Origin of the sequence: Stieleria maiorica, assembly GCF_008035925.1 — a bacterium.
GTDB classification, from domain to species: domain Bacteria; phylum Planctomycetota; class Planctomycetia; order Pirellulales; family Pirellulaceae; genus Stieleria; species Stieleria maiorica.
Genome location: NZ_CP036264.1, coordinates 4,065,279 through 4,090,075 on the forward strand (window position 1 = coordinate 4,065,279; position 24,797 = coordinate 4,090,075).

Below are 24,797 nucleotides of genomic sequence, written 5' to 3' on the forward strand. Positions count from 1 at the left end.
GATGATCATTACCCAATCGCCAAAAATCAAACAGCTGATCAAGTTCGCCGAGCGGGCGGCTCGCTCCAGTGCGCCGGTCTTGCTGACCGGTGAGAGCGGTACCGGAAAGGAGTTGTTTGCGCAGTTGATTCATCACTCCAGTCCCCGGGCGGCCAAGCCCCTGGTGACGCTCAACTGTGCCGCGCTGCCAGAAAACCTGCTCGAGAGCGAGCTGTTTGGGCATGAAAAGGGTGCTTTTTCCGGGGCCGTCGCGGCGCGTCAGGGACGTTTCGAATTGGCAAGCGATGGCACGTTGATGCTTGATGAAGTCAGCGAGATCCCGATTACATCCCAGGCAAAATTGCTGCGCGTGTTGGAATCGAAACGCTTCGAACGCGTCGGCAACAGCACGCCCATCGATCACGACGTGCGGATCATTGCCGCCTCCAACCGTGATCTTCAACAGGAAATCGATGACGGCAACTTTCGGTTGGACTTGTTTCATCGAATCAATGTCATCGAAATCGTCATCCCCCCGTTGCGCGAGCGACTCGGTGACATCCCGCCGCTGGCCATGCACTTCGTGAAACAATTTCGTTCCGAGGGCGAGGCCGACGTCGAAGGTTTGGATGCAGCCGCGATGAGGGCACTGGCCCGTCACGATTGGCCGGGAAATATTCGTGAACTGCGGAACGTGATCCACCGCGCGTGTGTGCTCGCCGACGGTCCCCGAATCGGTGTCGAGCACCTGGGGTTGCCCGAAAGCGAAATCCCGTGTGATCAACGACGCGATCGCGATCGCGGGCGCGACGAAGCCCCGCAAGGTGACGGGGATGTTGATACCGTCTTGCCGGAGCATTGGCTGCACACGCATCTGGAAGAGGTCGAGCGGCAGATCATCACCGCCGCCATCGACCACTTCGGTAATCGACGTCTTGTGGCAGAGAAACTTGGGGTTTCGCCGCGGACGTTGACCAACAAGATCAAGCGATATCGCGAGCTGGACGGCGAGGATCGCAAGGCGGCATAGGAAAGAATTGCCACCGGTGGTGCAGATTTTTCCGCCTCCGACACTTGAGCAATTCTCTGAAATGCGGGTTGATCGTTCTGCGTAAATCACCCGCCTGCCGAGACGCCATTTTGCGTCTCTGGTGAGTTTGGCACGGCGTTTGCCAAGTGCTACGCCGGCATGTCTTCGGACACGTCGGCGGACTGAAGCTCACTTTGAGGAACAAATGGCAAACCACTTTTTCGATTTCCCCTGCATGGCACCTTGCCCGAGCAAGGTGTCGGCGACTCCAAAACAGGATCGATCGGCAGCGGGATCCGAGTCGTTTGATGCGGTCGCGAAACGACTCCTGATGCAGGAGGATCCGGTCACGCAAGTCGATGTGTCAGCGACTGCAACCGGCGAAGCAGCTTCGGCGATGTCTGAACTGGTCACACCGGCAGCCGAACTCGCAACATCGGCGCAACCGACGACGCAATTCGCCCACCGAGAATTGGGGCGCGTCGTCAGCGATGCGGACGTGAGCGTCGCTGCGGATACGGCCGTTGACGTCGACTCACAACGCGAGGCGGTGTTGCTTTCGGGGTATCCACTGGTAGCACAACCGGTTGACACAGGGAACCTTTCGCCGGATGCATTGGATCTCGATACGACCCAGGTAAACATCGACTCGTCCGCTTCGGCCGACGCGTCAAATTCGGAAGCCGGCGCCCCGGATGGAGTGGTTCATGCGGACACCGCTGGCGACGATGTCCTGGTGGATGACGATTTCCCCTTGGCGGTCTCGGAATCGGACGCCGCTTCGGTGGCTGATCGCGGCGTGGAATCACTCGCCGCCGCTTCGGAAGCCTCGTCTGACCACGCAAGGCGTGTGGATGTAAAAGCAGAATCGCGACGCGTTGGGGAACATGACGAATCGGCGTATGGCAAATTCGACCAAGCCGATGCGGCCAGCAATGTCGAACAGAACCCCGGTGAGTTATCGGGTGCTGCGGCGGAAACTCGCGTTGGGGTTGCATCGAGCAATCAGGAACGTGCCCCAGTAGGCAACTTGGATCATTCGGCGGGCGATGCCTCGGTTGATGCCGTCGTTGCGGCCTCCGTGATGCCGGTCGAGGCTTCCGATAGCAGTGATTCGGTAGGTCTGCAGAATCAGGCATCCAGCAGTTCCGTCCTGTCGCAACCGTTCACGGCAGCTGACCAAGGATCATTCGCCACGGCAGGCGTCGTGTCGGGTGAGAACAGCGATGCCGCGGTGGAAGGGGCGGACGGGTTGGATGCGGCCGATCCGTCGGAGCGGACACAGCGCGGGGCCGACGCCGAAACTGCGGTGGATCAAACGTCCCTATCGGACGCCGTCGACCAAGAGGCAAGTGCATCACGCGCCACGGAGCCACTGATTCAAGCCCCGCCACAGCAAGCCGCAGCGGCTTCAGCGGCGCAGGTCGCGGGTGAACTGGCCAGTGATTCAAGTCCGTCCAATCAGCCGGCTCTCGCAGCAACCAGGCAGCCGCTAGAGACGAGCGACGATGCGACCGACCCGGTTGAAATGGATGATTCGGCAGACAGTTCGGGTGATGCGATCTTGCAAGATTCGATCCCAATCGAATCGGGTGGGGCTGCGGAGTTCGGTGGCCAGGAATCTCGGCGTGGCAACCCATTTGAGCCGATCGTTTCGGCGGAGTTTTCCGATTCGAATCCGCTGACGAATGAATCGCCGGCGATTGTTCCGATGGACTCGCCGATCGATGTCGGTCTGGATGTGGTCGCGGACCAGGAGATTTTCGAGACGCTCTCCTTGGAGGAATTCATTCAGAGCTCGCCCGCATCACCGGAAGCCGTCAAAAAGACGGCCGAAGTGATTCATGAAGCGATGCGAACCAGTTTGCAACTCGATGGCCAAACCGTTCGGCTGGAAGTTCATCCGGCCGAGTTGGGGACACTGAAGATTCACGTCACGCAAACCGATCAAGCGATCGAGACACAAATCATTGCAACCGAGTACGTGACCAGCGAACTGTTACTCAGCCACCGCGATCAATTGATGGACGCACTGGCTGACGCGGGCTTCGACGCATCGGATGTCAATATTTCGTACCAAGACCAATCGTCGGGCGAATCGGAGGGGCAACATCGGCCGGCCGATCATCGCTATCAATCGAAATCACAAGCGCAGTCCAGCATGAGCCGAGAATCGGTTTCCGGCGGCGGCGTCAACATTGTGGCCTAAGGAGAGACACGTGGAAGGAATCACTTCGCAAACCGCTTCGGTGGACTACTTTCAGTTGCTGACCGTCCAGCTTCAGCACCAGGACCCGGTCGATCCGGTCGACCAAGAAGGTCTGATCAACGACCTGACACAGTTTTCGATTCTGGAAGGGATCGAAAACTTGAATGCATCGTTCAGCCAGTACATGGAGCTTCAGGAATTGACCCAGGGTGTCAATTTGATCGGCAAGTCGGTCGACTACATCGACTCGGCCTCAGGCGAGGTCAGGTCCGGCGTCGCGACCGACGTGTTCAACATCGACGATTCAATCCAAGTGCTCGTCGATGGGCAAACCGTTTCACTTGACCAGATCGCTCGCGTGACCGAGGCGAGCTAGTTCAGCTGCGTCTCGATGGATTCAGCAACATTTCCAATCGCCGGTCAATCGTAGCTGCCTTTATCAAAAGGTGTGCCCGGCGTTTCCCACGCTCGCATCGAGCGTAGCTACGTCAAGCTGGCGATGTCCAGCTTAGACATTTGAAGACTTAACGTTTCGTATCGATTTCAACCGACCACCACTTTTCATTTTTAGGGGCAACCTATGTCTAGATCTTTGATGACCGGTATCACCGGACTCCGTACTCATCAACAAAAACTTGACGTCGTCGCTAACAACTTGGCGAACATGAACACGGTGGGCTTCAAAACCCAGTCGACCGTGTTCAGCGACCTGATGTACAACGTCGCTCGCGGCGCTTCGGCGGCGACCGAAGACAGCGGCGGGATCAATCCACAAGCGGTCGGAACCGGGGTGCAAATGGCCCAGATCACCCGGAATTTTACCCAAGGAACGCTGGAGTCGACGTCGCAGATCTTCGACTTTGCAATTGAGGGCGAGGGGTTTTTCACTTTGGGAGGCCAGGCCAATGAAAATGTGTATTCGCGTGCGGGGGCATTTTCTTTGGATGCCAACGGCCGCCTGGTCGATCCGGCAACCGGTTACCTGGTGCAGCGGATGGGGGATGTCGGCGAAGGGGCCGATGGTGGCGTTGCCTTTCAAGACGTCGGCGAAAGCTACATCAACATTCCGATCGGCGCCCCGATCGCAGGTGAAGCGAGCAGCATGGTGAACTTTACCGGCAACCTGCCGTCAAGCTCCTCGCCGCCGGTCGCCGAGGTGTTGCAGTCGTACACCGGATTCGAGACGGCGTCAGGAACCGCCGATGGCACCACGCTGCTGTCTGACTTGACGATCAACACCACCGATTACGTTGCCGGCGATGTGATCGAAATCTCGGGCACCAATCCCGACGGCACCCCGTTCGCCGTCAACCTGAACGCGGAAACGGCGACGTTGCAGGATCTGGTCGACACGCTCAATGGCACGCTCGTCGGCGCGACCGCCGCGTTGGCAGCCGATGGGTCGCTTTCGGTGACCTCGGACACGACCGGCGAAGGCTACCTCAGTCTGCTGCTGCGTGATGCCTCGGGCAACGTCGGTGGATCAAGTTTTTCTGCCAATTCCATGTTTCTCGGCACCCAGGGAAGCAACGGAGACACCTTCGAGTTGTCGATGGAAGTGTTTGACGTGCGTGGAGAAAGCCATCGCATCAATTTCGACTTTCTCAAGCAAACCGAAAACACCTGGACGGTGACCGCCGACATCCGCGCCGAATCCGGTGTCCTGCTCGACGATTCGGTCTACAACCTGACGTTCAACGAAGACGGCAGCTACGGGTTGGCCGGATTGACGGGAGTCGGCGATGCGAACATCGAAATCCAATTCAATGGCATCACCGCACCGCAAGAGATTGCGCTCGACTTCTCCGGACTCAGCCACCTCGCCACGGACTTCTCGATCACGCAAATGCAAGACGGGATCCCCCCGGGCTCGCTGACGTCGGTCGCCGTTTCGACGACGGGAGAGCTGACGGGGCTTGCGTCCAATGGTCGCGCAGTCCCGTTGGCACAACTTGCCATCGCTTCGTTCAGTAACCCCAATGCACTCGACGCGGTGGGCAACAACTACTTCAAGCAATCGATGAGTAGCGGCGAGGCTTCGCTGGGGTCCGGGATGGCCGGGAATCGGGGCCAAATCAGGGGGGGCCAGCTTGAGCGTTCCAATGTGGACATCGCTCAAGAGTTCACACAGCTGATCGTGGCCCAGCGTGGTTTCAGCGCGAACGCCAGAACGATCACCGTGTCCGATGAGATGCTGGAAGAGCTGACCAACATCATCCGGTAGGCTTCTAAACGGTAGAGAAAGTCGCCAAGAATTTCCGTGATAAGCTGATAGGCGTCGGTGGCAGTCCACCGGCGCCTCTCGCTTACGCGTCGTAATCGCATTGGCTTGTTGTCGTCTCCAATCGCCTTGGGCCATCGCGTCCCAAGGCGTTTGATCGACTCGTTTCTTACATGATGCCGCCGTGAGTTCGGATCGGCGTCAGGTGGCTGGGCGAATCGAGGAACCAGAATCGTTCCCATTCGTCGATCACCGACCGCATGTCTTCGGACGTGTACAGCAATTGCTGGACGCGACGTTCTGGGCGTGGTGAATAGATCGGAAGGAAGCATCCGACGGAGCTGCTCACACAGACGGCCAGCATGGTGATTTGGAACAAGCGACGCATAGGACGTTCCTCCGTGAACGTTTTCTGTTGGGTCTCGACCCCTGTGACGACGGTCAGTCTTCGTCCCAGCGACCGGAGTTCTTGTTGGAAGGCATGGTTTCGGCTTCGGGGGTCGGGGCGACCGAGTTCGCTGAGTCGAGGTCACCGGACAGGTTGTCGTGGTGACCATCGAGTTCGGCGTCCTGGACCCTGACCTCCATGTACTTTCCAGGCTTGAAGGTGACGACGTACTTTTCGGGTACGATCACCTCGTCGCCTGTCCGTGGGTTGCGCGCGCGGCGTGCAGCCCTCGGTTTGACCTCAAAGACCCCAAAATTCCTCAATTCGATTCGACCCTCGCGGACGAGCGTCTCGATGATTGAATCGAAGGTCCGTTGGACGATCTTCTTGGTCTGTTGTTGCGTTAGGCCTACTTCGTCAGAAATCGTTCGAACGATGTCTTTCTTGGTCACACCCGACTCCTGCTGGCTCTCCGCCGACCCAAATTGCGCTTGAGGGCGAATGATGTAACCCTTTGCAAGCTTTCAACTTAAAGGCCGAAGCATAGGGCCGCGGGAGACGGGCGTCAAGCCAACGCCCCCTAGCGAAAGGAGGCGGATTTCTGGCGAATCAGGCCGCTCTTGTATAGGTTTGTCGGCATTCGGACGCCGGATTCTTGAAACATTCCGGATAACCGGAAAAATTGTTGCCCGCGGAACACCGGGCGCCGCTTAACCGCTCCAGGGGCTCGGCCATCGGTGGGGCGCACCGCCCTTCTGATGCCGGGCGGCCGGGGAGAGTGACGAGAGCTAGCTATGATTAATGACTGGCCAGCCTGATTGAATTGCGAGTGCAGCGGCTGTGCGGCAAATTAATTCAACAGGCAGCGAACGCCCAAAGCCACCTACTTTCGATCCCAAACTGAGCCGTAGGCTCATGACGTAGGTGGCATTGGGCTAGCGTTTCGGGCTCGTGCCGTCCGGTTCATTCATCGAAAACGATTTTTTCTACAGGCCGCTTCTGCACCGGCTTTGCAGGCACGGGCGAGCCTGAAAGAATGGTGCAGCGGCCAGGCGCAGGCTATCGCAATGAGCTGTACAGGCTGCGCTTACTTGCTTTGGGGATCGCGATCGGAGTCGGCTGGACGTCGAACGGGATCATCGCGATGTGGTTTGCCGCGACGCCTTGGCGTCCGGGAACGCGTTTGGCGTGTGAGGCGTTCAGGGCGCTGTATTGCTGCATCAGCCGGCGGATTTCGGGCTCGTATTGGAATCCACCGCCGGGAAGTTCGCGTCCCAACGAGTCAAAGCTTCCGATGGTGACGACCGAGCGGTCTCGGTCGTGGTACTGGTAGGCTTCTTCGCCTTGTTTACGTAGCTCTTTGACCATCTTGGCGGCTTGGCGGGCGAACTTGGCCATCCGTTCTTCGCTGGGCTCGAATTTGTCTTGGTTTTTCGCGCCCAAGATGGTTCCGCAGGCGTTGAAGGTGCGCACCACGACGGTGAATTTGCCATCGGCTTCCAGCAGACTGTATTCAAGGCCTTCGTTCAGCTGTTTGACGAACGAGTCGACTTCGGGTTGCTGGAAGAACGATTCGGGCAACAGTGGGTTGCGGGTGACAAATGCCGCCGCCATCGGGTTTCGGCCGCGTCCTTTTCGCGATTTGAACAATTGCTCGCCGAACGCTTTGATCATCGACGCCGGCGAATCGGTGTTGTATTCGGCGGCAACGTCATCGGGATCGCGGAAAACGTCCAGGTCGGCCGACTTCAATCGATCCAGGTCCTTGTCGATGCTCTCGTGATTGACCGAATCGTATTCGCCGACTAGGACCGCATAGGCTTGGTATTGGTGCGGGTTGGCGTAGCGTGCGCGTCGACCGGTCGCGGTGTCTTGGCCCGCGGTTCCGGTGAAATTGAATTCCTCTTTGTAGATGAACGCCGGCAATCGAAGTTCGTTGCGGATTTCGACGGCGGCGCGCTGGGCGCGATCCTTGGCGTCTTCACCGACAAAGGTTGTTGCCAACAACAGCCACGGACCGTCCTCTTCGCTCAGCAAGAACGAGTCGGCTTGGTCGATCGGTTGCGCCTTGCCGAACAACTTCAACAGGCTCGGTGGCGCGGCGTCGGAGGGTGCCGAAGACAGGCCGGTGACAACGGCGGCGGTGCATAACGCGGCAAACGAACGTCGGGAGGGACGCATCATCGGTTGGTTTCCCTGGATATCGAGTCGATTTGATCGTCAACTCGTCTCTAGGTATCAAATCCCAACCCGAGGGCGAAAGAGAGTTTTCAACCGCCGGCTACAGCTTCGGCACCGGTCGTTTGGGGGCTTTGTTGAGCATCCGTTTTTGGTCATCGCGACCGGGACGCGGGGGATTGTTGTTGTTGCCCGGGTTGCGTCGCGGAGGGGGCGAAAGGTCGGTGAAATCTTCCGTCCACGTCCATCCGATCGGCACCTCCAGTTCTTTCTTGGCGAGCAATTCCCAGGGGGTACCGGGGTGCTCGTTGACGACCGTTTCGAGCAGCATTCGGGCGGTTTCCGCCTCGCGTTTCCACTTGCTGCCCACGGTGACTTCGTCGCTCGGTTCCAGAACCCAGGTGTTGTTCTTCTCCTTTTCGAATGACATGCCCAATTTGGCTTTGGCCAGCATCGCGTTATAAGTTTCCGTGCGAACTTTCTGGGCCAAGACGCGTCCCATCGCCAGATCAAAGCCCGCCCGCCAACGCGGACTTTCCTCGCGATCGCGATACTTCATTCCCGGTTCCAGCGTCATCGCCATCCGCCCGAGGGGTTGTTCCAGTCGGGCGGCATCCTGTTGAGCCCGCGATAGGTCGCCGGAGAGTCTTGCTTGGTCGGTCCCGATGAATCGCAATCGGGGGCGAGTGATCCCGGTGACCGGTTTCAGCTGGGCGGCGGTCACCAGGGAGGTCCGCAGCGGGCTCGATTTAACTTTGGCGACGTAGTCGCGAGGCGACAAGTAATCAGGGCGATAACGCGACATCGCGACGGGGTCAAAGAAGTATTCCATGTCCGACGCGTAGGCGGCGACGTCGCGTTTGTTGACACGGCGGGAAACGTTGCGGTTGGGGTGCACGTTGAAATAAATCCCGCCGGTTTCATAGCTCAAGCGTGTCAGCGCGTAGGGGCCGAATCCGCTGTCGATCGTCGGCTCTTCTTCAAAGTTTGCGGTGAACGGCAGCTGAACGCGTTCGGGCAAAAACGATTCGGGCCCTTGGTCGACCGAAGCCCATTGTGGGGATTGGTCGTATTTCGGATCGGGATCGATGTACTTGACCAACGTCTCACGTCGTCCGAACGGGGCGGGGACTCCGATGATGTGAACCGGCATTCCGTACTTGCGACAGATCTCGATGGCGTCTTCGACTTGTTGTTCGTCGTCGCCGCGTTCGTCCGTCACGACGATCAACAGCACGTTTCGCTGGGGTTCGTTGCCGCCGCGGCTGACCCGCAGCGACTTGTATTGTTCGGCGGCGCTTTTGACGGCCGTGAAGACCCGTTCCATTCCTGAGGCATCGGTTTCGATGTTGTCGACGATCTGTTTGATTTCATCGACGTCCTCGGTCGGCGTCTCGGTGTACAGCGTGATCGTTTCACCGAACCCGATCACGGAATTGAGTAATTGTGCGTCGTGATTCATCCCGCGTCGTCGCTCGGCCGCGAGTTCCTTTTCGTCCTTGGCCTTGGCGTCGGCCAGGATTCCCAGTTCGTCATAGATGCGGTCGAACCGGTCGCGGATTTCTTGGCGTTGGCGGTGCAACGAGCCGCTTTGGTCGAACAGCCAAACGACCAGTGTCGGCCGTTCTTCCATCGACTGCAGGATTTCGAACGTCAATCGGTCGACCGCGCCGGCGGCGCCGCTGGCGCCTTCGCCGACCGTTCCTTTTTGATTGGTCAGACGATCCATCGGGGCCATCGGTTGAGAAAAGATTCGATTGACCTCGATGTCGCCCAGGTCGCTTTTTTCGAGCTCGACCGGACTGGGGATCTCGGCGATTTCCGCGAACATTTCCGCCGACGCGTCAGCCATTTCCGATTCGGCGGTGCTGTTGGCGCCGATCGCGATCTCCGGGATGTCGCTAAAAACAACTTCTTCGACCAAGGGTTCGGATTCGGATTCGACCGGCGGCGACACGATCACGACCGCTTCTTCTTCCTTGAAGACCTGGCTGGGCATGATCGCCAGCGAGACGATGATCAAGATGTGCACCGCCATGCTGCCAAAAAAGGCCGCCGATTCGTCGGTCTGCAAGACAGGCTCTTCTTCCAGTTCCTCCTCATCCCACGCGTCGACCGTATCCATTTCCTGGTCGTCCAGATCGGCCGATTCGTCGTCACGCTCCGGAAACTCGGCCGATTCGGTGCTGGGAAACTCAGTCATACTCATGCTAACATCCGATCCTGGAAAACTCGCAGAGAAGGTCTGCCTAGACAGTTTCGCTGAGCTTTCGCAAACTTTCAACGTAGAAACGGCTTTCCGACCACCTGTTCACCTGAACTCTATCGAAGAAACGCCGATTTGGCACCAATTGTACCCATCCCCGCTTCGCTAGCCCCTCCTGACGGGAGGGTGAGGGCGAAAACGTGTGGCATGCTTGCCGTGCGGGACCGAGTTGGGAAATCCACGCAAACGCTGGCGATTTAGGAGGATTTGTGACGCAACGACTGATCGCGATTGGAGATATTCACGGTTGTCGCACGGCCCTGGAAACACTGTTGGATGCGGTTCAACCGAGCGCTGAAGACACGGTGGTGACGTTGGGCGACTACATCGATCGTGGCCCGGATTCTCGTGGGGTCATTGAGACGTTGATCCGTCTGGGCGAGCGGACGCAGTTGGTCGGGGTGTTGGGCAATCACGAAGAGATGATGCTGGAAGTGTTGCATCATGGAGGCTCCCATCATGCTTGGTTGCGATACGGGGGCGTTGAGACCTTGGAAAGTTACGGGTTTGACGGGGACCTGGATTTCTTGCCGCCCGAACACCAGCAATTTCTCGACGCCCTGGGGGACTTCTACGTCGCAGGCGACTTTTTCTTCACCCATGCCGCGTACAACCCCGAAGTTGCTCTGGAAGATCAGGAGATCGAACTGTTGCGCTGGTACTCGTTGACCAACGGGATCCCAACCCAGCATCAAAGTGGCAAGACCGCTGTGGTCGGCCACACGGCCAACCGTGACGGCGAGATCCTGGACACGGGGCATCTGATTTGTCTCGACACTTATTGCTACGGCGGCGGTTGGTTGACAGCAATGGACGTCAACACGCGTCAGGTTTGGCAAGCGAACGAGCAAGGTGAGCTACGGCAGTAAGCCCAGCGGCAATCATGCATCTCTCCTAGTTCCCCATCCCAACGCAAGTGCCCCGGGCCGCGCAATCTCCGCAGCTCTCACCCGGGGACTCTTACCCGGGGACAGACCCCGGTTGAATGGGACAGACCCCGGTTGAATGGGACAGACCCCGGTTGAATGGGGACAGACCCCGGGTGAACGGGGACAGACCCCGGGTGAACGGGGACAGACCCCGGGTAAATGGGGACAGACCCCGGGTGTACGGGGACAGACCCCGGGTGTACGGGGACAGACCCCGGAGTGGGGGCGGGGCTGGTTTTTTGAAGGCTTCCGGCTGGCGAACCACTGCTATGCCGTTGTGTTGATGCTTAGAATCCGGTCTCCCCGTTCCCGGTTCCTAGCCGGGAGACTATGAAACACATCGCGGGTGTGTTTTCCCGGTCGCGACTCGTAAGGAGACGAACCCCCGATGGCACGCAATGAACAACTCATTCGCCAGCACAAGTTGCTTCAGCTGCTCGAACTGTCGCGGTTCGGACGCACACTGGAGGAGTTGCGAGGCGATTTGGTCGCCGATCTGGGGCTGACCAAGCTTCACGAACGAACAGTGCGCCGCGATCTGGAAGCACTGCAAGCGGCGGGTTTTGATATCCAGTCCGAATCCCTGCAGCGCGGCCGGGTCTTCAAGCTGGGCCAAAACACGACGGATGTTCATGAGATCGGGATCTCTGCGACGGAACTGATCGCGCTGTCGATCGGGCGTGAGCTGCTCTATCCGCTGATGGGCACCCAATACTGGCGTGGGATCGAAACGTTCTGGAACAAAGTTCAAGAAGCGGTCCCCAACGGCGTCTTCGACCACTACGCGCGTTATCGCGCTGCCCTACACGTCTTCGGTTCACCCAGCAAATCGTACGAACGCCAGGAAGGCATGCTCAAGACGATCAACCGGGCCATCCTGGAGCACCGATTGGTTGAAATCGAATACGAGCCGATAGGCAAACCGGTGTCGACCCGGAAGATCGAACCCTACGGTTTGGCGGTTTATCAAAGCAGCATCTATATCGTTGCTGCGGTCCCGACGACGGCCGCAGTCGAGTCGCCGGAAAAGGGGCAGCGGTTGCGGAACTGGAAACTCGATCGTTTTCACCACGCGACGCTCTTGGACGAATACTTCAAACCCGACCCCGAAATCAACTTGTCGAAGTATCTCGGCAGTAGCATCGGGATCTTTTCGGGAGATTCGACGACGCTGGTCAAGATTCGTTTAGGAAAACGGAGTGCCGCTTACCTGCGAGAAGATCCCTGGCACCCCGAGCAAACGCTGGAAGAACTGGATGACGGCGCCACCTTGCTGACGGTTCCGGCGGCGCACCCCCGAGAGATTCTGCCCAAAGTCCTCTCGCTGGGAGCGGATGCGGAGGTCATCGAGCCGACGGAATTTCGCGAAACCATCGCCGAATCGGTGCGCGCGATGGTCGCAAACTACGCCTGAAGGCTACCACGGTCGCGGCCGCTTTTCTGTCGCCCATACGGGGAAAGTCGGTAGCCGACTTGTTGATGTAATCAGCCGTTTGGCGCGAGCCTACGAACGCCAGTGCGTTGTTTGGGTAGTGGAGGCCCGTACGCTCGCGCGAAACGGCAGATTTCAGCTGTGATCGGAATAGATCAACAATCCGTTACCCCGCCGGTGTCGTGGACGAAGCCGGGCTTTCCATCACCGGATTATCCACCATCGGTGCCTGGCTGCGCGACAAAACCGATTCCACGCGATCCATCAAGCGTTGCGCATCATCCACGCAACCGCTGGTGTCATCGGACACCATCGCGACAAATTCGGCATTGCAATGACGGCAGGCAACAACGCGACCGAGTAAAGAGCCACGAATCTGAATTCGCCGACCGCACGTAGGACAAGACCGTGTGAAGCGAACAAGACTGTTTGAACTCATCAGCCACTCCTGAAAAGAGAAATCCATTGAATAGGGCTGCAAGGGGAAGAACTTACCCCTTCAGGCAGTATTAATCAAGCTTAAAATCACAAAGCCGCTCTATCACGGAGTTCGCTCTCTCGCTCGCGGGGGGTGTGGGGCGAGATTGGTCGCTTGATGCCGCTTTTCCTGCCGAATACCACCTTCCCCTACCGTAAACCGGCGTCATCGGGTTGAATCGGACCGACCATCTTTCCCCCTCTTCGTCACTCAAGACCCTTCGATGCCTCAAAAAACCGGACATTTTATTACCGTCGATGGAATCGACGGCGTCGGCAAAACCACGCAAATCCAGGGCTTGCAGCGTTTGTTGCGCGAATTCGAGTTGGATTTCATTACGACGCGTGATCCGGGAAGTTCGGAAATCGGCCAGCGGTTACGGGCCTTGTTGTTGGAGAGCGAGTTGACCATGCATCGTCGAACCGAGGCGATGCTGTTTATGGCCAGTCGTTGCGAAATGGTCGAATCGACGATCCGTCCGACGCTGGCCAGCGGGACCAGCGTGATCAGCGATCGATTTTTATTGGCCAACGTGGTTTACCAAAGCGTCGGCGATGCCCAGGCGGGGGTTTCCTCGGAATTGCTCTGGCAGATCGGTGACCTGGCCAATGGGGGCCTGCGTCCCGACCTGACGCTGTTGCTGGACATGCCGGCCGAACGGGCGCTTCGCCGGATCGGGCGGCCGACCGACCGGATGGAATCGCGCGGCGCGGACTACATGGAATCGGTGCGCCAAGCCTTTCTGGCCGAATTGCCACGTTCCAGCCCTGTGACCGCGGTGATCGACGCGGACCGTCCGCCGGAAGAGGTGCAAGCAGCGATTCGCGCCGCGGTTGAGGATTACTTCAGCGGTTGCAGCTGATCGACCAGTATCTTGCCCCGCACTTTTTTATCGCCGAAAAACGCGATCGGGCGGAATCGTAAGGGGCCACCGCCGAGTGTCTTCGTGGGGATCGTCGCGGTCCCTTGGTCGGAATCGACGGTGGCGACGCTAATCCCCAGGTGGTGCAGTTCGATCCGATCGGCACCGGGACATTCCAGATCGACTTGGATCGCAGTCGCGTTGCTGCCGTCATTGCCGAAACCATCCGCATCCGAGCGAGGCTTGGTGATCGTCGCTGTCGGTGCCGGATGGTTGCCGTCAACGTCTACTTCGGACACGAACGTGACGCGTGGTTCGGTTCGGTCGAGTCCGATCAAGGTGGCGCGAACGTCGTAGATTCCGGAGGTGTTGTCCGGCCAATTGATTTCGACCGTTTTCACATCGACCGTTCCAGTTAGCGGGACGACTTGGAAGATTCGATCATCGATGGATAGTTCCATGGAGGCGGCGCGCGATTTGGGGACTTTCAATCGCATCGAGCGGCGTTCAATTCTCAGCCGGCGTTTACCTTCGCTGACGAAGGCCGATTGGACCAGTTCGTCGGGGGCTTTGGCAAACGGTTGGGCCAAGGGATCTCCGACGATCAGCAACTGATAGGGTGACGCCACCGACTGGTAAAAGGACTCGATCGCCGACAGGCCTTGGGCGTAATAGCCGTACAGCATCGGTGTGGGAAACTTGAATTGCAACGAATAGGGTTCTGTGACCGTACCGCTGGACATCGCGGCGCCGGCGCTGAGGAACGCGGTCAATTTGGTTTGCGAGCGATTTCCGAACGCGGCACCAAAACTGGTCAGGTTTTCTGCGATCGATCCGCGGACCAAAATCCACGGTTTGGCCATCACATCGGCCGTCGACGTTCCCAGCATCAATCCCGCAACCGCTCCTTCTTTGCTCGGAACGACGGAGTTGAACACCTCGGTTTCGAACCCGTTTTCTTGCAGATAAACGACGGTATCGGCGATACCGGGATATCGGGTCTTTGACCGGACATCCGCGGTGGTGCTGAACGCAAATCGGGCTCGGGGAAACGTTCGATCGCCCTTGCTGGCACGCAACAAAACCCGAACGGCATCACTGAGAGTGGATCCGCCCGGGTGGACGACGGCCAAGGAGCATGAGCACAGGTAGGGGATGCCTCCGTCTTTGATCGCGACCGGGCTGCCGGTCAACGTCCAACCGACGTTGGAGGCAAATGCCTGTGGTCCCTGCCAAGCGATCGGACTGTCGTCCAGATACGGAAGCGACGTTTGAATCTGTGGGTCGCTCAGGTGTTTCTCAAGCGCCGGCGTCTCGGTCAGATAGCTGGAGGACCGCCAACCGGCTTTCAAGGCCGCCCGAATCATCTCGACCGCCGACTCGGCTTGCCCGTCGAGCGAATACGCCTCGGCGGCGCGCAGCGCCAAGGCCGGCATTGTTTCAGGATGTTCTTCGTGCAGTTTCCTCCAGATCACCGCCGCTTCGGCATACTTTTCATCCTTCAGCAGTGCGGTCGCCTGTTCGAATTCGGCCTTCTTGTCGCCGGCGAACGGATTGAGGAAATGCCGTTCAAATTTTCCGCGTGCGTACAGGTTGGCCGCAAAACTTAGGTAGCCCGGATCGTCGGCCAGGACGTATCGATAGAAATATGTCAGCCCTGTGATCGAAGCCACGGGCAACTGGTACCTTTTCGCCGTCGGGTCGGTCAATTTTTCGCAATGGGACGGGATCTTGACCGCTGTCGGAAAGTCCGCCGAGTAGGCGATCACTCGGACACGTGTCGAGATCCCGCGGGCGTCGATCTCCGCCAGCAACGGCTTGAGAATCCGCTCGCGAAACGATTCCAAGTCGATCTCGAGCCCCCCAGGGACATCACTCAAGACCACCACATTCTTGGTCGGAATCTTTCGTGCATCGATGTAGTGGTTGGCGATGGTCCGCGACACGGTTGAATCACCGTTGACGACCACCACCACGTTCTCGCTGCTCATGCCCGCGGCGGCCGAATTGGCAAAACACAGGGCAGCCAGCGTCAGGATTCCCGCGACACTCACGCGACGAAACATTGAATCAACGCGATCGCCAGAGGGGAGGCCAGTGGTCCGGCTGGGGGTGGGCATGAGACTCATTCAGGACGAATTCCGATAGGCGTCGTGCGGGCGGCGGTTCAGGGGGCACGCTGTGATTGGCGCGGACGATCGCCGCGATCACAACCGGGAGAGTTCGAGAAAAATGGACCGACGCTGGAAAGTGTTCGAACCGGGTTCGGTTTCTAACTATTCTACGGTGTGAACGCTTGCCCGATCGACGATCTATGATCGAGCAGGCAACCATACGCTTTTCTTCTGGCCAGAGCCGATGATCAAGTCTACTCCGTTTCTCCGTTTCATGGTGGCTTTCGCGATCGCGCTGCACTTGTCGCTTGCCTCCGCCCATGCCGAGTTTGCGATCTCGGTCGGCAGCGGAACGATCGATCCCGGCGGCGACCTGTTGCTGGAGATCGGGATTGAGAGCGACACGCCGCCTCAGAACCTGGCTGAGTTCGAATTGATCTTGCAGATCACGCCGCTGAGCGCCGCTCCCGGCAGCTCTCTGGTGTTCGTCGAACCACAATCGGAGGCGTTTCTCGCCGACGCCGACTACATTTTTGCCGCGACCAGCGAGTCGATCTCCGAAAACCTACCTTCGACGCAAAACAATTCCGGCAATCGGATCACGTTTTACGACGCCAGTCTTAATGCCGGGGGTGATCCCCTGAACGTTCCGGTCACATCCGGACACTTGCTGGCGACGGTCGACGTGCGGCACCAATTGGGCGGGGCGATGCCGGCGGCGACCGCCGGCGACCAATTTGAGGTGAGCGTGGATTTGGCGTCGTTTTTTTCCGACGAAGCTCTCGCCGACCTCGATTTTACCGTCTCCTCGGGCGTGGTCACCGTGGCTGCCGTTGCGATCCCCGAACCGGGTGCGGCGGCCATCCTGATGCTCGCCTCCGGCGGAGTGTTTCTCCGACGACGGCGCTGACGAAGCACTCGCAGACCACCGCAGCTCCGTTTTCGACTGGGATGGACAGTTGCCTTCCTTTCCGAGGTTGGCGCGGGGCAAAGCTTCGCTTTTTCGCGCACGCCGAGTTCGGAAAACACGGCGACTGGCGGAATGCGTCGACGCTCGGGCGAGCGTCGCCAGGTCGAGGGTGGGGGCGATCCTCGCTGGACGATTCGGTCCCCGGGGAAATCCCGTCTGGCGGGATGTTCCCAAACGACGGTGATTGCATCATCATGCGGGTCACGAATCGTTTGACCTTTCAACACATTTCGCCCATGCCCCTCGCTCCCGAATTTGAGACCGCTTTGAAGAACCATTCCGTCGAACTTGATGGAGAGGTTGCCCAGCGCCTGCAGGCCTATGCCGAGGCGATGTGGAGCTGGAACGAAAAGTTGAATCTGACACGTCACACGACCTGGGATTTGTTCGTCGGCCGCGACCTGCGGGATTGCCTGCAGTTGGCGCCGATCCTGGATCCGGGCGAAGAAGTGCTGGACTTGGGCAGCGGCAATGGCGTGCCCGGAATCCCGCTTGCGATCCTGCGACCAGACATCGACGTCTCGCTAGCCGAATCGGTTGCCAAGCGGGCGAGCGTGTTGGGCGAGATGATCGCGGATTTGGATCTCCCCGTGCCTGTCTATTCGGCCCGAGGGGAGGACCTGTTGGAAGATTTCCGGTTCAGCAGCCTGGTTTGTCGCGCGGTGGGAAGTATTGCCAAACTTTGTCGATGGATCGAACCGCACTGGAGCAACGTCGACCGGATGTTGCTGATCAAGGGGCCGAAGTGGATCGAAGAGCGAGGCGAGGCGCGTCACGCGGGATTGATGGGCAACCTGCAACTGCGAAAAGTAGCATCTTATCCGCTGGGGGATGAAAGCGACGAAGAGCAAGGCGCGATCGTCCAGGTCTGGCCCAAGGGGCGTGAGCTTCCGATGAAGATCAGCTGATCTACACGTAATTGGGCGTCGGGGGCCGATAGTCGCTCAGATCGATGGACTTGAACCAATCGATCGTTTGCCGCAATCCGTCGGCAAGTTTGATTTCGGGTTGCCAAGCGAGTTCTTTTTTGGCCAAGGAAATGTCCGGCCGCCGCCGCGTCGGGTCGTCTGCCGGCAGCGGGCGTTGGACCAACTTGCTGGACGATCCGGAGATTTCGATCACCTGTTCGGCGAGTTCGCGGATCGTGAATTCATCCGGATTGCCGATGTTGACCGGTCCGATAAAGTCGTTGTGATTCATCATCGCGATGATGGCGTTGACCAGATCGTCGCGGAAACAGAACGATCGGGTTTGGGAGCCGTCGCCGAAAATCGTAATGTCTTCACCGGCCAGCGCCTGGCGAATGAAATTGGACACGACGCGGCCATCGAAAGGGTGCATGCGAGGGCCATAGGTGTTGAAGATCCGCACGATCCGGACGTCCACGCCGTTGCTGCGGTGATAATCCATGAACAACGTCTCGGCCGCCCGTTTGCCTTCGTCGTAACAGGCTCGGATGCCGATCGGGTTGACACTGCCGCGGTACGATTCCACCTGGGGATGGATTTCGGGATCGCCGTATACTTCGCTGGTGCTGGCTTGCAGGATTCTTGCGCCGCAGCGTTTGGCAATCCCCAGCATGTTGATCGCCCCCATCACGCTGGTTTTCATCGTCTTGATGGGATTGAACTGGTAATGCCCCGGCGCTGCCGGGCACGCCATGTTGTAAATCTGGTCGACTTCCAAAAACACGGGCAGAGTGATGTCGTGCCGGATGAGTTCGAAGTTCGGGAAATCCAGCAGATGAGCGACGTTGCTTTTCTGACTGGTGAAGAAGTTGTCCAAACAGATGACATCGTGCCCCTGATCGACCAGTCGCTCGCACAGGTAGGAACCCAAGAAACCGGCACCGCCGGTGACAAGAATGCGTTGAATCATGTGACGGATCGGGGATGACGTTAAGTGGCACTCATTCGACAGTGGCGGATATCATGACGCGATTCCGTCTGGGTGACAAATCGAATGCGAAAGAAGCGGCGCGTTTTTGCGGTAAGTTTTGATCGACGCCCGTCAGGACGATGGATGGGGTATTCAACGCCGGTCGAATCGTCGCGGTGTCGCAGCGATCGTCGCGGGGGCATGGTTCGGCTAGGGATCGATCAGGCGGTTGTCGATCAACCGCGTCGACCCCACTTTGGCGGCGACCAACGCGACCGAACGGTCTTGGATCTGCCGGATCGGTTCCAACGTGATGGCATCGACGACGGTTGCGTAATCGATCGAATCAACTCCGTCGTCCGGTCCGCCGGCCAGCAGAGTGGCATGCATGATCCGTTCGATCGCCGCGGGATCGCGTTGGCCGTCCAGGACGGCTTTTTCGGCTTCTTCCAAAGCCGCGGCAAGCCGCAGCGCACGTGACCGCTCGTTCGCGTCCAGATAACGATTCCGGCTGCTCATCGCCAATCCATCGGGTTCGCGGACGGTGGGGCAGGCGACGATTTCGATGGGCACGTTCAGGTCGCGGACCATCGCCCGGATCACGCACAGTTGCTGGTAGTCCTTTTGCCCGAAGAATGCGTGCGAAGCGGGCAGGATGTGAAACAGTTTCAGGACGATGGTGGCGACGCCCTGAAAGTGTGTGGGGCGAAACGCGCCTTCGAGAGACTGCGCGACATCGGGCGGTTGAACCGTTGTGCTGAATCCGGGCGGATAGATCACGTCGCCTTGGGGGACAAACACGGCGGACACACCGACGCTGCGCAGCCCTTCCAGGTCCGCGTCGAGCGTTCGCGGGTATTGATTCAGGTCCTCGTGCGGAGCGAACTGAGTCGGGTTGACGAAAATCGTGGCCACCGTTTGATCGCACTGGCCGACACTGGTCTTGGCCAGCGACAGATGGCCATCGTGCAGCGCACCCATTGTGGGGACCAGGCCTACCGCTTGACCGCTGCGACGTGCTTGCCAAACAAACTCATAGGCTTGTTCGGTCGTTCTTAGAATCTGCATTTCGGTCGTCGACTATGGCATGCTCGAGGTCGCTTCGGCGAGAACATGCTCGGCGACGAAAATCGGCAACGGCGGTGAGAAGGTGACGGCGACGGCGATCGCGTCGCTGGGCCGCGAATCGATTTCGATCATTTCGCCGTCTTCGGTCTCGACACGCAACTGCGCGTAATACGTCTGGTTGCTCAAATCGCTGATCACAACGCTGTGAATCGTGCCGCCGAGTGCCTCGGCCGTTCGAACGATCAGATCATGGGTCAGCGGTCGCGGCGGTTGATAGCCATCTTCCTTGACGCGACGGTCGATGTTGGTCGCTTCAAAAATGCCGATCAAGATGGGGAACTCACGCTCCCCATCGATCTCGCGCAAATAGATCACTTGGCTTTCGGTCAGCTCGGAAATGATGATCCGAGCAAGTTGCATTTGAACCGGCATCGCGGCGGACCAGAAGGGGACTGGAATTCGTCAGGCGTAACACTGGTTCTGAGTTTACCACCGATCGCGACCGCGGACACGATAGGGCAGACGCCTATTTTTCCATGCGGAACATCGTCACGCCCAGCGGCGGCAGGTTCACCAGAATGCTGTCGGAGCGTCCGTGGTGGCCTTCGCCGGTGGATTTGGCCCCGGGATAGTTGCCGACATTGGTCCCGCCGTAACGGTCGCTGTCGCTGTTGAAGATCTCTTTCCAGAACCCGCTCTTGGGAACACCGACGCGATAGTCCTTCCGGACGACCGGCGTGAAATTGCAGCAGACCAAGATCGGCTCGGTTCCCTCGAGACCCTTGCGCAGGTAGATCAGCGTGCTCTCTTGCCAGTTCATGCAGTCGACCCACTCGAATCCGTCGTCGCTGAAGTCCAGCTGATGCAGCGCCGGGTTCTTGACGACCAGTCGGTTCAGGTCCGAAACCAGTTCCTGCACCCCGCGATGGGTTTCGAAGTCCAGCAACAACCAATCCGGGCCGTCGTCATGGTTCCACTCATTCCACTGTGCCAGTTCGCCGCCCATGAACAACAGCTTCTTGCCGGGGTGCGTCCACATGTACGAGTACAGCAGTCGCAAGTTGGCAAATTTCTGCCACATGTCGCCGGGCATTTGGCTGATCAACGATCCTTTGCCATGGACGACTTCATCGTGCGAGAGCGGCAGCATGAAGTTTTCGGTAAAGGCATAGATCATGCTGAACGTCAAATCGTTTTGATGATGCCCGCGATGAATCGGTTCCTTGTGCATGTACGTCAAGGTGTCATTCATCCAGCCCATGTTCCACTTGTAGGTGAAACCCAAGCCGCCGTCATAAATCGGACGTGAAACGCCGGGCCAGGCGGTGGATTCTTCGGCGATCGTCACCGCACCGGGATGGTGTTCGTGAACGGCCACGTTGAATTCACGCAGGAAATCGATCGCTTCCAAGTTTTCCCGGCCGCCGTATTGGTTCGGGATCCAGCCGCCGTCTTCGCGGCTGTAATCCAGGTACAGCATCGATGCGACCGCGTCGACTCGCAAACCATCGATGTGGTATTTTTCCAGCCAGAACATCGCGTTGGCGACCAAGAAGTTGCGCACTTCGTTGCGGCCGAAGTTGAAGATCATCGTTCCCCAGTCCGGGTGCTCGCCCTGACGTGGGTCTTCGTGTTCATAAAGCGCCGAGCCGTCGAAACGTCGCAACCCGTGCCCGTCTTTGGGGAAGTGAGCGGGCACCCAGTCGACCAACACACCGACGTCGTGCTGGTGCAGGTAGTCGACAAAGTACATGAAGTCTTCGGGGCTGCCATGCCGACTGGTCGGGGCAAAGTAGCCCACCGTTTGATAGCCCCAGGATCCGGTGAACGGGTGCTCGGTGACCGGCAGCAGTTCGACGTGCGTGAAATTCATGCGGTGGCAATAATCGACCAACCGATGTGCCAGGTCGCGATAGTCCAGCCAGCCGTGCGTGCGGCCCGGGCCCTTTTGCCAGCTGCCCAGGTGACACTCGTAAACGTTCATCGGGGCGTGCATCGGATCGGTCGCCGCGCGCCGCTTCATCCAAGCGTCGTCGTTCCACTGATGCTTGTCCAGATCGGTGATGATCGATGCCGTCAGCGGCGGCAGTTCGGCGGCAAACCCGACCGGGTCCGTCTTGTCGACCCACTGGCCGTGCTGGTCCAGGATGCGGAACTTGTACTTCTGGCCCGCTTTCGCACCGGGGATGAACAACTCCCAGATCCCGACCGACATGTCCAGTTTGGCGACGTGACCGCGTCCGTCCCAGCCGTTGAAATCGCCCACCACTTGGACGATCCGCGCGTTGGGGGCCCAGACGGCGAAATTGACGCCATCGGTTTCGTCGACGGTCCGCAGTTGGGCGCCGAGCGATTCGTAGAGCCGATAAAATTTTCCCTCGCCGAGCAGATAGCGGTCGAAATCGGTCAGGATCGAAGGCACGGCGTAAGGATCGTGCGTCTCGATGAGTTTGCCAGTTTTGTCAGCCATTTGAATTCGATAATTTGAGTGCGTCGAGGATGCCCGCCCATCATTATGGCTGATCGCTGCCCCGTCGACCGTGTCCGAGCAGATTGCCTCAAAAAACCCCGCCGGATGCAGTTTGCGCATCGGACGGCGTTTTCCGGTGGGACGATCAACGACCCAAGCCGCCTGGGCATCGGGCAAAAAACTGCGAACCGCCGTGGCTCGGCTGCCGCGGTAATCGATCGTGTGTGGGCCGAGGATGGACGAGGGGTTTTCCAAATGACCGTCAACGAGTCGTCCGAGATCGGTGAGGGAAATCTGTGTGTGCATGTCGAAAAACAGGGGGTCCAAAAAGGTCAGATCTGACGATGGACTCGCAAAGTCCATTGCGGAGTCGTGAATTGTGGGGTGACTGCCGGGGGAGCCGTCGCGGGACAGCGGAGGCCGTCAGCGGTGGCGTTAAAACGCCAGTCACAGCGAGCCCCCAGCAGGGTGCACTCGATCGAATCAGTTGCGGGGGGGAGCCGCCCGGTGTTCGGAAGGATTGGTGTTCAGGAGGTTTGGTGCTTAGGGGGATTGCAGGTCTTCGGCGGTGAATCGGCCGCGGCGACGCACGTTGGCTTGAGTCGGGGGCGGGAGCGCGTCGCCGTTGATCAATTGCCGCAGCCGCGCGCTCGGCGCGGGAACCACGCTGCGGGCCCTTCGCAGCGGGGCGGCATCGTCCGCCCTGCCCTCCGGCGAATCGATTCGATAGCGGGCCCGGTCTGCCGTTGCTTGCCGGGACGCGCCGCCGGCAGCGGCTTGGTCGTGACCGTGGCTGACCAGACAGGAGCTGACCAAACAGGCCTGGACGCGGTGGATCGCCAAGGCGTGGTCGATGCGTCGCCACAAGTCGGCGTGCTGCACATCGATCCGCCGGCCGAAGTGCTCCCAGCGAAAGTTGTTCTGACGCCAACGCGGCAGCGAGTTCGAAAGCGAACGAATCAAATAGCGGTTGTTGCTCAGCAACGTCACCGCGCTGGGGCCTTCCAGCGATTCCAAGCCGCGGACCGCGGCCAGCAACGTCAGTCGGTTCAGGTCGCCCAGCTCATGGTCTTCGGCGTCCAAAATCAATTCCCCGTCGGCCGCTTCGAGAGTGAATCGCCAGCGTCCATCGGTCAGCGAACGCGAGTAGGCTTCGCAAACGAGCAGGTAATCCGTTTCAATTGCTGGGGTCTGGTGGGAGGGGAGTCCAGAGGAGGGCACGGCAATTGGTGGATTGTGGAGGGCTCGGGTTTGCGTCATCAGCGAAGGGCCGACGGGGTCCATTGGGAATGACAACTTCACGGCACGCAGCTCCATTGACGATGCTTCGGGAAGAAAACAGACTCGCATCACATCCGCGAGTGGCTCAGGCATCCGGGCCGCCAAACCAGTGATCCATTCCATCGATCGCGACGACGAGAATTGCCCGCAGGATTGGGAGGGGCAGGCACTCTCGTCGTGCATGAATGGACTCGTCAAACTTTGCCACGCCGCCAAAGTTTGTCCAGCAGTTTTTGTTTGCGCCGATTGAAGGCTGCTGTCAGGACGCTACCATTCGCTACAATCGCGCCGCCTCGGTTCGAGTCGTTGGTGTTGAGCAGTACGACGTCCTTTCCAGCGGGGCGGCATCTCGTTGACGTAGTGACGCTCGCCAGAGTATGGAAAGCGCCGGAGATCCACCTGCTGACGAAGGTCGCTAGGACGTTCGACGGCCCGGAAGAACCATCGAACACGGGAAACGATCACCCAAAGCCTGCACGTCTATTCCTTCACTCCTTCACTCCTTCACTCCTTCACTCCTTCACTCCTTCACTCCTTCACTCCATGCCACGTCAATCCCAACGCCCCTGGTACCACGAAGGTCTGCGCTTTGAATGCACGCAGTGCGGGTTGTGTTGCAGCGGTGACCCGGGATACGTTTGGGTCGATCAAGACGAGATCGACGCGATGGCCGAAGCGATGCAGTTGACGGTCGATGAATTCGAATCCAAGTTCATTCGCCGCGTCGGGACACAGCGAAGTCTGCGGGAGTATCCCGATGGGGATTGCATCTTGTTGGATCCCGAACAACGGACCTGTATGGTCTACCAGGCCCGACCGACTCAATGTCGCACCTGGCCGTTTTGGGATTCCACCATCGAGACGAAGAAGGCCTGGCGCGAGACCTGCGAGGAATGTCCCGGCGCCGGAAACGGAAAGCTTTACACGCTGGAAGAAATCGAAGTCCAGCGGAAGAAGAAAAAGGTTTAGGGACACGTGGGGTGACGGTTCGACGTTGCTACCTTCGCCAGAAGCTGGAACGCTGACGTTGAACACGCCCGCATC

At 58.9% G+C, this 24,797-nt stretch carries 21 protein-coding genes; 10 read left to right on the forward strand and 11 right to left on the reverse strand.

What is annotated here, in order from left to right; genetic code table 11:
* Position 1 precedes the first annotated feature (1 nt).
* From Mal15_RS13960 to Mal15_RS13975, 4 genes are all read left to right on the forward strand, one after another.
* Positions 2-1,009: a sigma-54 interaction domain-containing protein gene (locus tag Mal15_RS13960; RefSeq protein ID WP_147868332.1), complete on the forward strand. Its 1,008-nt coding sequence runs from the start codon at positions 2-4 to the stop codon at positions 1,007-1,009.
* A 235-nt stretch (positions 1,010-1,244) separates the two neighbouring features.
* Positions 1,245-3,218 carry a flagellar hook-length control protein FliK gene (locus Mal15_RS13965; protein WP_233903439.1) on the forward strand — a complete coding sequence of 658 codons (1,974 nt, stop codon included), beginning with the start codon at positions 1,245-1,247 and terminating at the stop codon, positions 3,216-3,218.
* Positions 3,219-3,228: 10 nt separating this feature from the next.
* Positions 3,229-3,594, forward strand: a complete 366-nt coding sequence (locus Mal15_RS13970) for a flagellar hook capping FlgD N-terminal domain-containing protein (protein WP_167546809.1) — start codon at positions 3,229-3,231, stop codon at positions 3,592-3,594.
* 204 nt (positions 3,595-3,798) lie between these two features.
* On the forward strand, positions 3,799-5,442 hold the full coding sequence (locus Mal15_RS13975; RefSeq protein ID WP_147868335.1) for a flagellar hook protein FlgE: 1,644 nt from the start codon (positions 3,799-3,801) through the stop codon (positions 5,440-5,442).
* A gap of 166 nt (positions 5,443-5,608) precedes the next feature.
* On the opposite strand, the gene Mal15_RS13980 is transcribed toward Mal15_RS13975, so the two are convergent.
* The 4 genes from Mal15_RS13980 to Mal15_RS13995 form a co-directional block, all read right to left on the reverse strand.
* The gene (locus Mal15_RS13980; RefSeq protein WP_147868336.1) at positions 5,609-5,827 is read right to left on the reverse strand and encodes a hypothetical protein; all 219 of its coding nucleotides are present in this window, start codon (positions 5,825-5,827) and stop codon (positions 5,609-5,611) included.
* A gap of 53 nt (positions 5,828-5,880) precedes the next feature.
* Positions 5,881-6,279 carry an HU family DNA-binding protein gene (locus Mal15_RS13985; RefSeq protein WP_147868337.1) on the reverse strand — a complete coding sequence of 133 codons (399 nt, stop codon included), beginning with the start codon at positions 6,277-6,279 and terminating at the stop codon, positions 5,881-5,883.
* 607 nt (positions 6,280-6,886) lie between these two features.
* The gene (locus Mal15_RS13990) at positions 6,887-8,011 is read right to left on the reverse strand and encodes a hypothetical protein (RefSeq protein WP_233903440.1); all 1,125 of its coding nucleotides are present in this window, start codon (positions 8,009-8,011) and stop codon (positions 6,887-6,889) included.
* Positions 8,012-8,108: 97 nt separating this feature from the next.
* A complete protein-coding gene (locus Mal15_RS13995; RefSeq protein ID WP_147868338.1) occupies positions 8,109-10,214 on the reverse strand; it encodes a vWA domain-containing protein in 2,106 nt (701 codons plus the stop codon).
* A gap of 266 nt (positions 10,215-10,480) precedes the next feature.
* Here Mal15_RS13995 and Mal15_RS14000 point away from each other — a divergent pair, with 266 nt between their 5' ends.
* Both Mal15_RS14000 and Mal15_RS14010 read left to right on the forward strand, forming a co-directional pair.
* Positions 10,481-11,140, forward strand: coding sequence for a metallophosphoesterase family protein (locus Mal15_RS14000; RefSeq protein ID WP_147868339.1), 660 nt, complete (start codon positions 10,481-10,483; stop codon positions 11,138-11,140).
* 448 nt (positions 11,141-11,588) lie between these two features.
* Positions 11,589-12,614: a helix-turn-helix transcriptional regulator gene (locus Mal15_RS14010; protein ID WP_147868340.1), complete on the forward strand. Its 1,026-nt coding sequence runs from the start codon at positions 11,589-11,591 to the stop codon at positions 12,612-12,614.
* 184 nt (positions 12,615-12,798) lie between these two features.
* Here the strand turns inward: Mal15_RS14010 and Mal15_RS34665 are convergent, their stop codons facing one another.
* Positions 12,799-12,945 (reverse strand): hypothetical protein, encoded by a 147-nt coding sequence (locus Mal15_RS34665; RefSeq protein ID WP_233903441.1) that lies wholly within the window; start codon positions 12,943-12,945, stop codon positions 12,799-12,801.
* Between the two features lie 388 nt (positions 12,946-13,333).
* Here Mal15_RS34665 and tmk point away from each other — a divergent pair, with 388 nt between their 5' ends.
* Entirely contained in the window at positions 13,334-13,972 is a 639-nt protein-coding gene (gene tmk, locus Mal15_RS14020) for a dTMP kinase (protein WP_147868342.1), read from the forward strand.
* Here the strand turns inward: tmk and Mal15_RS14025 are convergent.
* Positions 13,951-16,038, reverse strand: coding sequence for a hypothetical protein (locus tag Mal15_RS14025; protein ID WP_147868343.1), 2,088 nt, complete (start codon positions 16,036-16,038; stop codon positions 13,951-13,953). The genes tmk and Mal15_RS14025 overlap by 22 nt on opposite strands.
* Before the next feature lie 292 nt (positions 16,039-16,330).
* Between Mal15_RS14025 and Mal15_RS14030 the strand changes: the two genes are divergently transcribed.
* Both Mal15_RS14030 and rsmG read left to right on the forward strand, forming a co-directional pair.
* The gene (locus Mal15_RS14030) at positions 16,331-16,996 is read left to right on the forward strand and encodes a PEP-CTERM sorting domain-containing protein (RefSeq protein WP_147868344.1); all 666 of its coding nucleotides are present in this window, start codon (positions 16,331-16,333) and stop codon (positions 16,994-16,996) included.
* 296 nt (positions 16,997-17,292) lie between these two features.
* Positions 17,293-17,964, forward strand: a complete 672-nt coding sequence (rsmG, locus tag Mal15_RS14035; RefSeq protein ID WP_147868345.1) for a 16S rRNA (guanine(527)-N(7))-methyltransferase RsmG — start codon at positions 17,293-17,295, stop codon at positions 17,962-17,964.
* Position 17,965: 1 nt separating this feature from the next.
* On the opposite strand, the gene Mal15_RS14040 is transcribed toward rsmG, so the two are convergent.
* From Mal15_RS14040 to Mal15_RS34405, 5 genes are all read right to left on the reverse strand, one after another.
* Positions 17,966-18,934 (reverse strand): UDP-glucuronic acid decarboxylase family protein, encoded by a 969-nt coding sequence (locus Mal15_RS14040; RefSeq protein ID WP_147868346.1) that lies wholly within the window; start codon positions 18,932-18,934, stop codon positions 17,966-17,968.
* Between the two features lie 210 nt (positions 18,935-19,144).
* Complete coding sequence (gene panC / locus Mal15_RS14045) at positions 19,145-20,002, reverse strand: pantoate--beta-alanine ligase (protein ID WP_147868347.1); 858 nt, start codon at positions 20,000-20,002, stop codon at positions 19,145-19,147.
* Positions 20,003-20,014: 12 nt separating this feature from the next.
* Complete coding sequence (locus Mal15_RS14050) at positions 20,015-20,434, reverse strand: bifunctional nuclease family protein (RefSeq protein WP_147868348.1); 420 nt, start codon at positions 20,432-20,434, stop codon at positions 20,015-20,017.
* Between the two features lie 94 nt (positions 20,435-20,528).
* The gene (gene glgB / locus Mal15_RS14055) at positions 20,529-22,778 is read right to left on the reverse strand and encodes a 1,4-alpha-glucan branching protein GlgB (protein WP_147868349.1); all 2,250 of its coding nucleotides are present in this window, start codon (positions 22,776-22,778) and stop codon (positions 20,529-20,531) included.
* A 237-nt stretch (positions 22,779-23,015) separates the two neighbouring features.
* Positions 23,016-23,693 carry a ribonuclease HI gene (locus tag Mal15_RS34405; RefSeq protein WP_199773866.1) on the reverse strand — a complete coding sequence of 226 codons (678 nt, stop codon included), beginning with the start codon at positions 23,691-23,693 and terminating at the stop codon, positions 23,016-23,018.
* 603 nt (positions 23,694-24,296) lie between these two features.
* Here Mal15_RS34405 and Mal15_RS14065 point away from each other — a divergent pair.
* The gene (locus Mal15_RS14065) at positions 24,297-24,722 is read left to right on the forward strand and encodes a YkgJ family cysteine cluster protein (protein ID WP_147868350.1); all 426 of its coding nucleotides are present in this window, start codon (positions 24,297-24,299) and stop codon (positions 24,720-24,722) included.
* Positions 24,723-24,797: the final 75 nt, after the last annotated feature.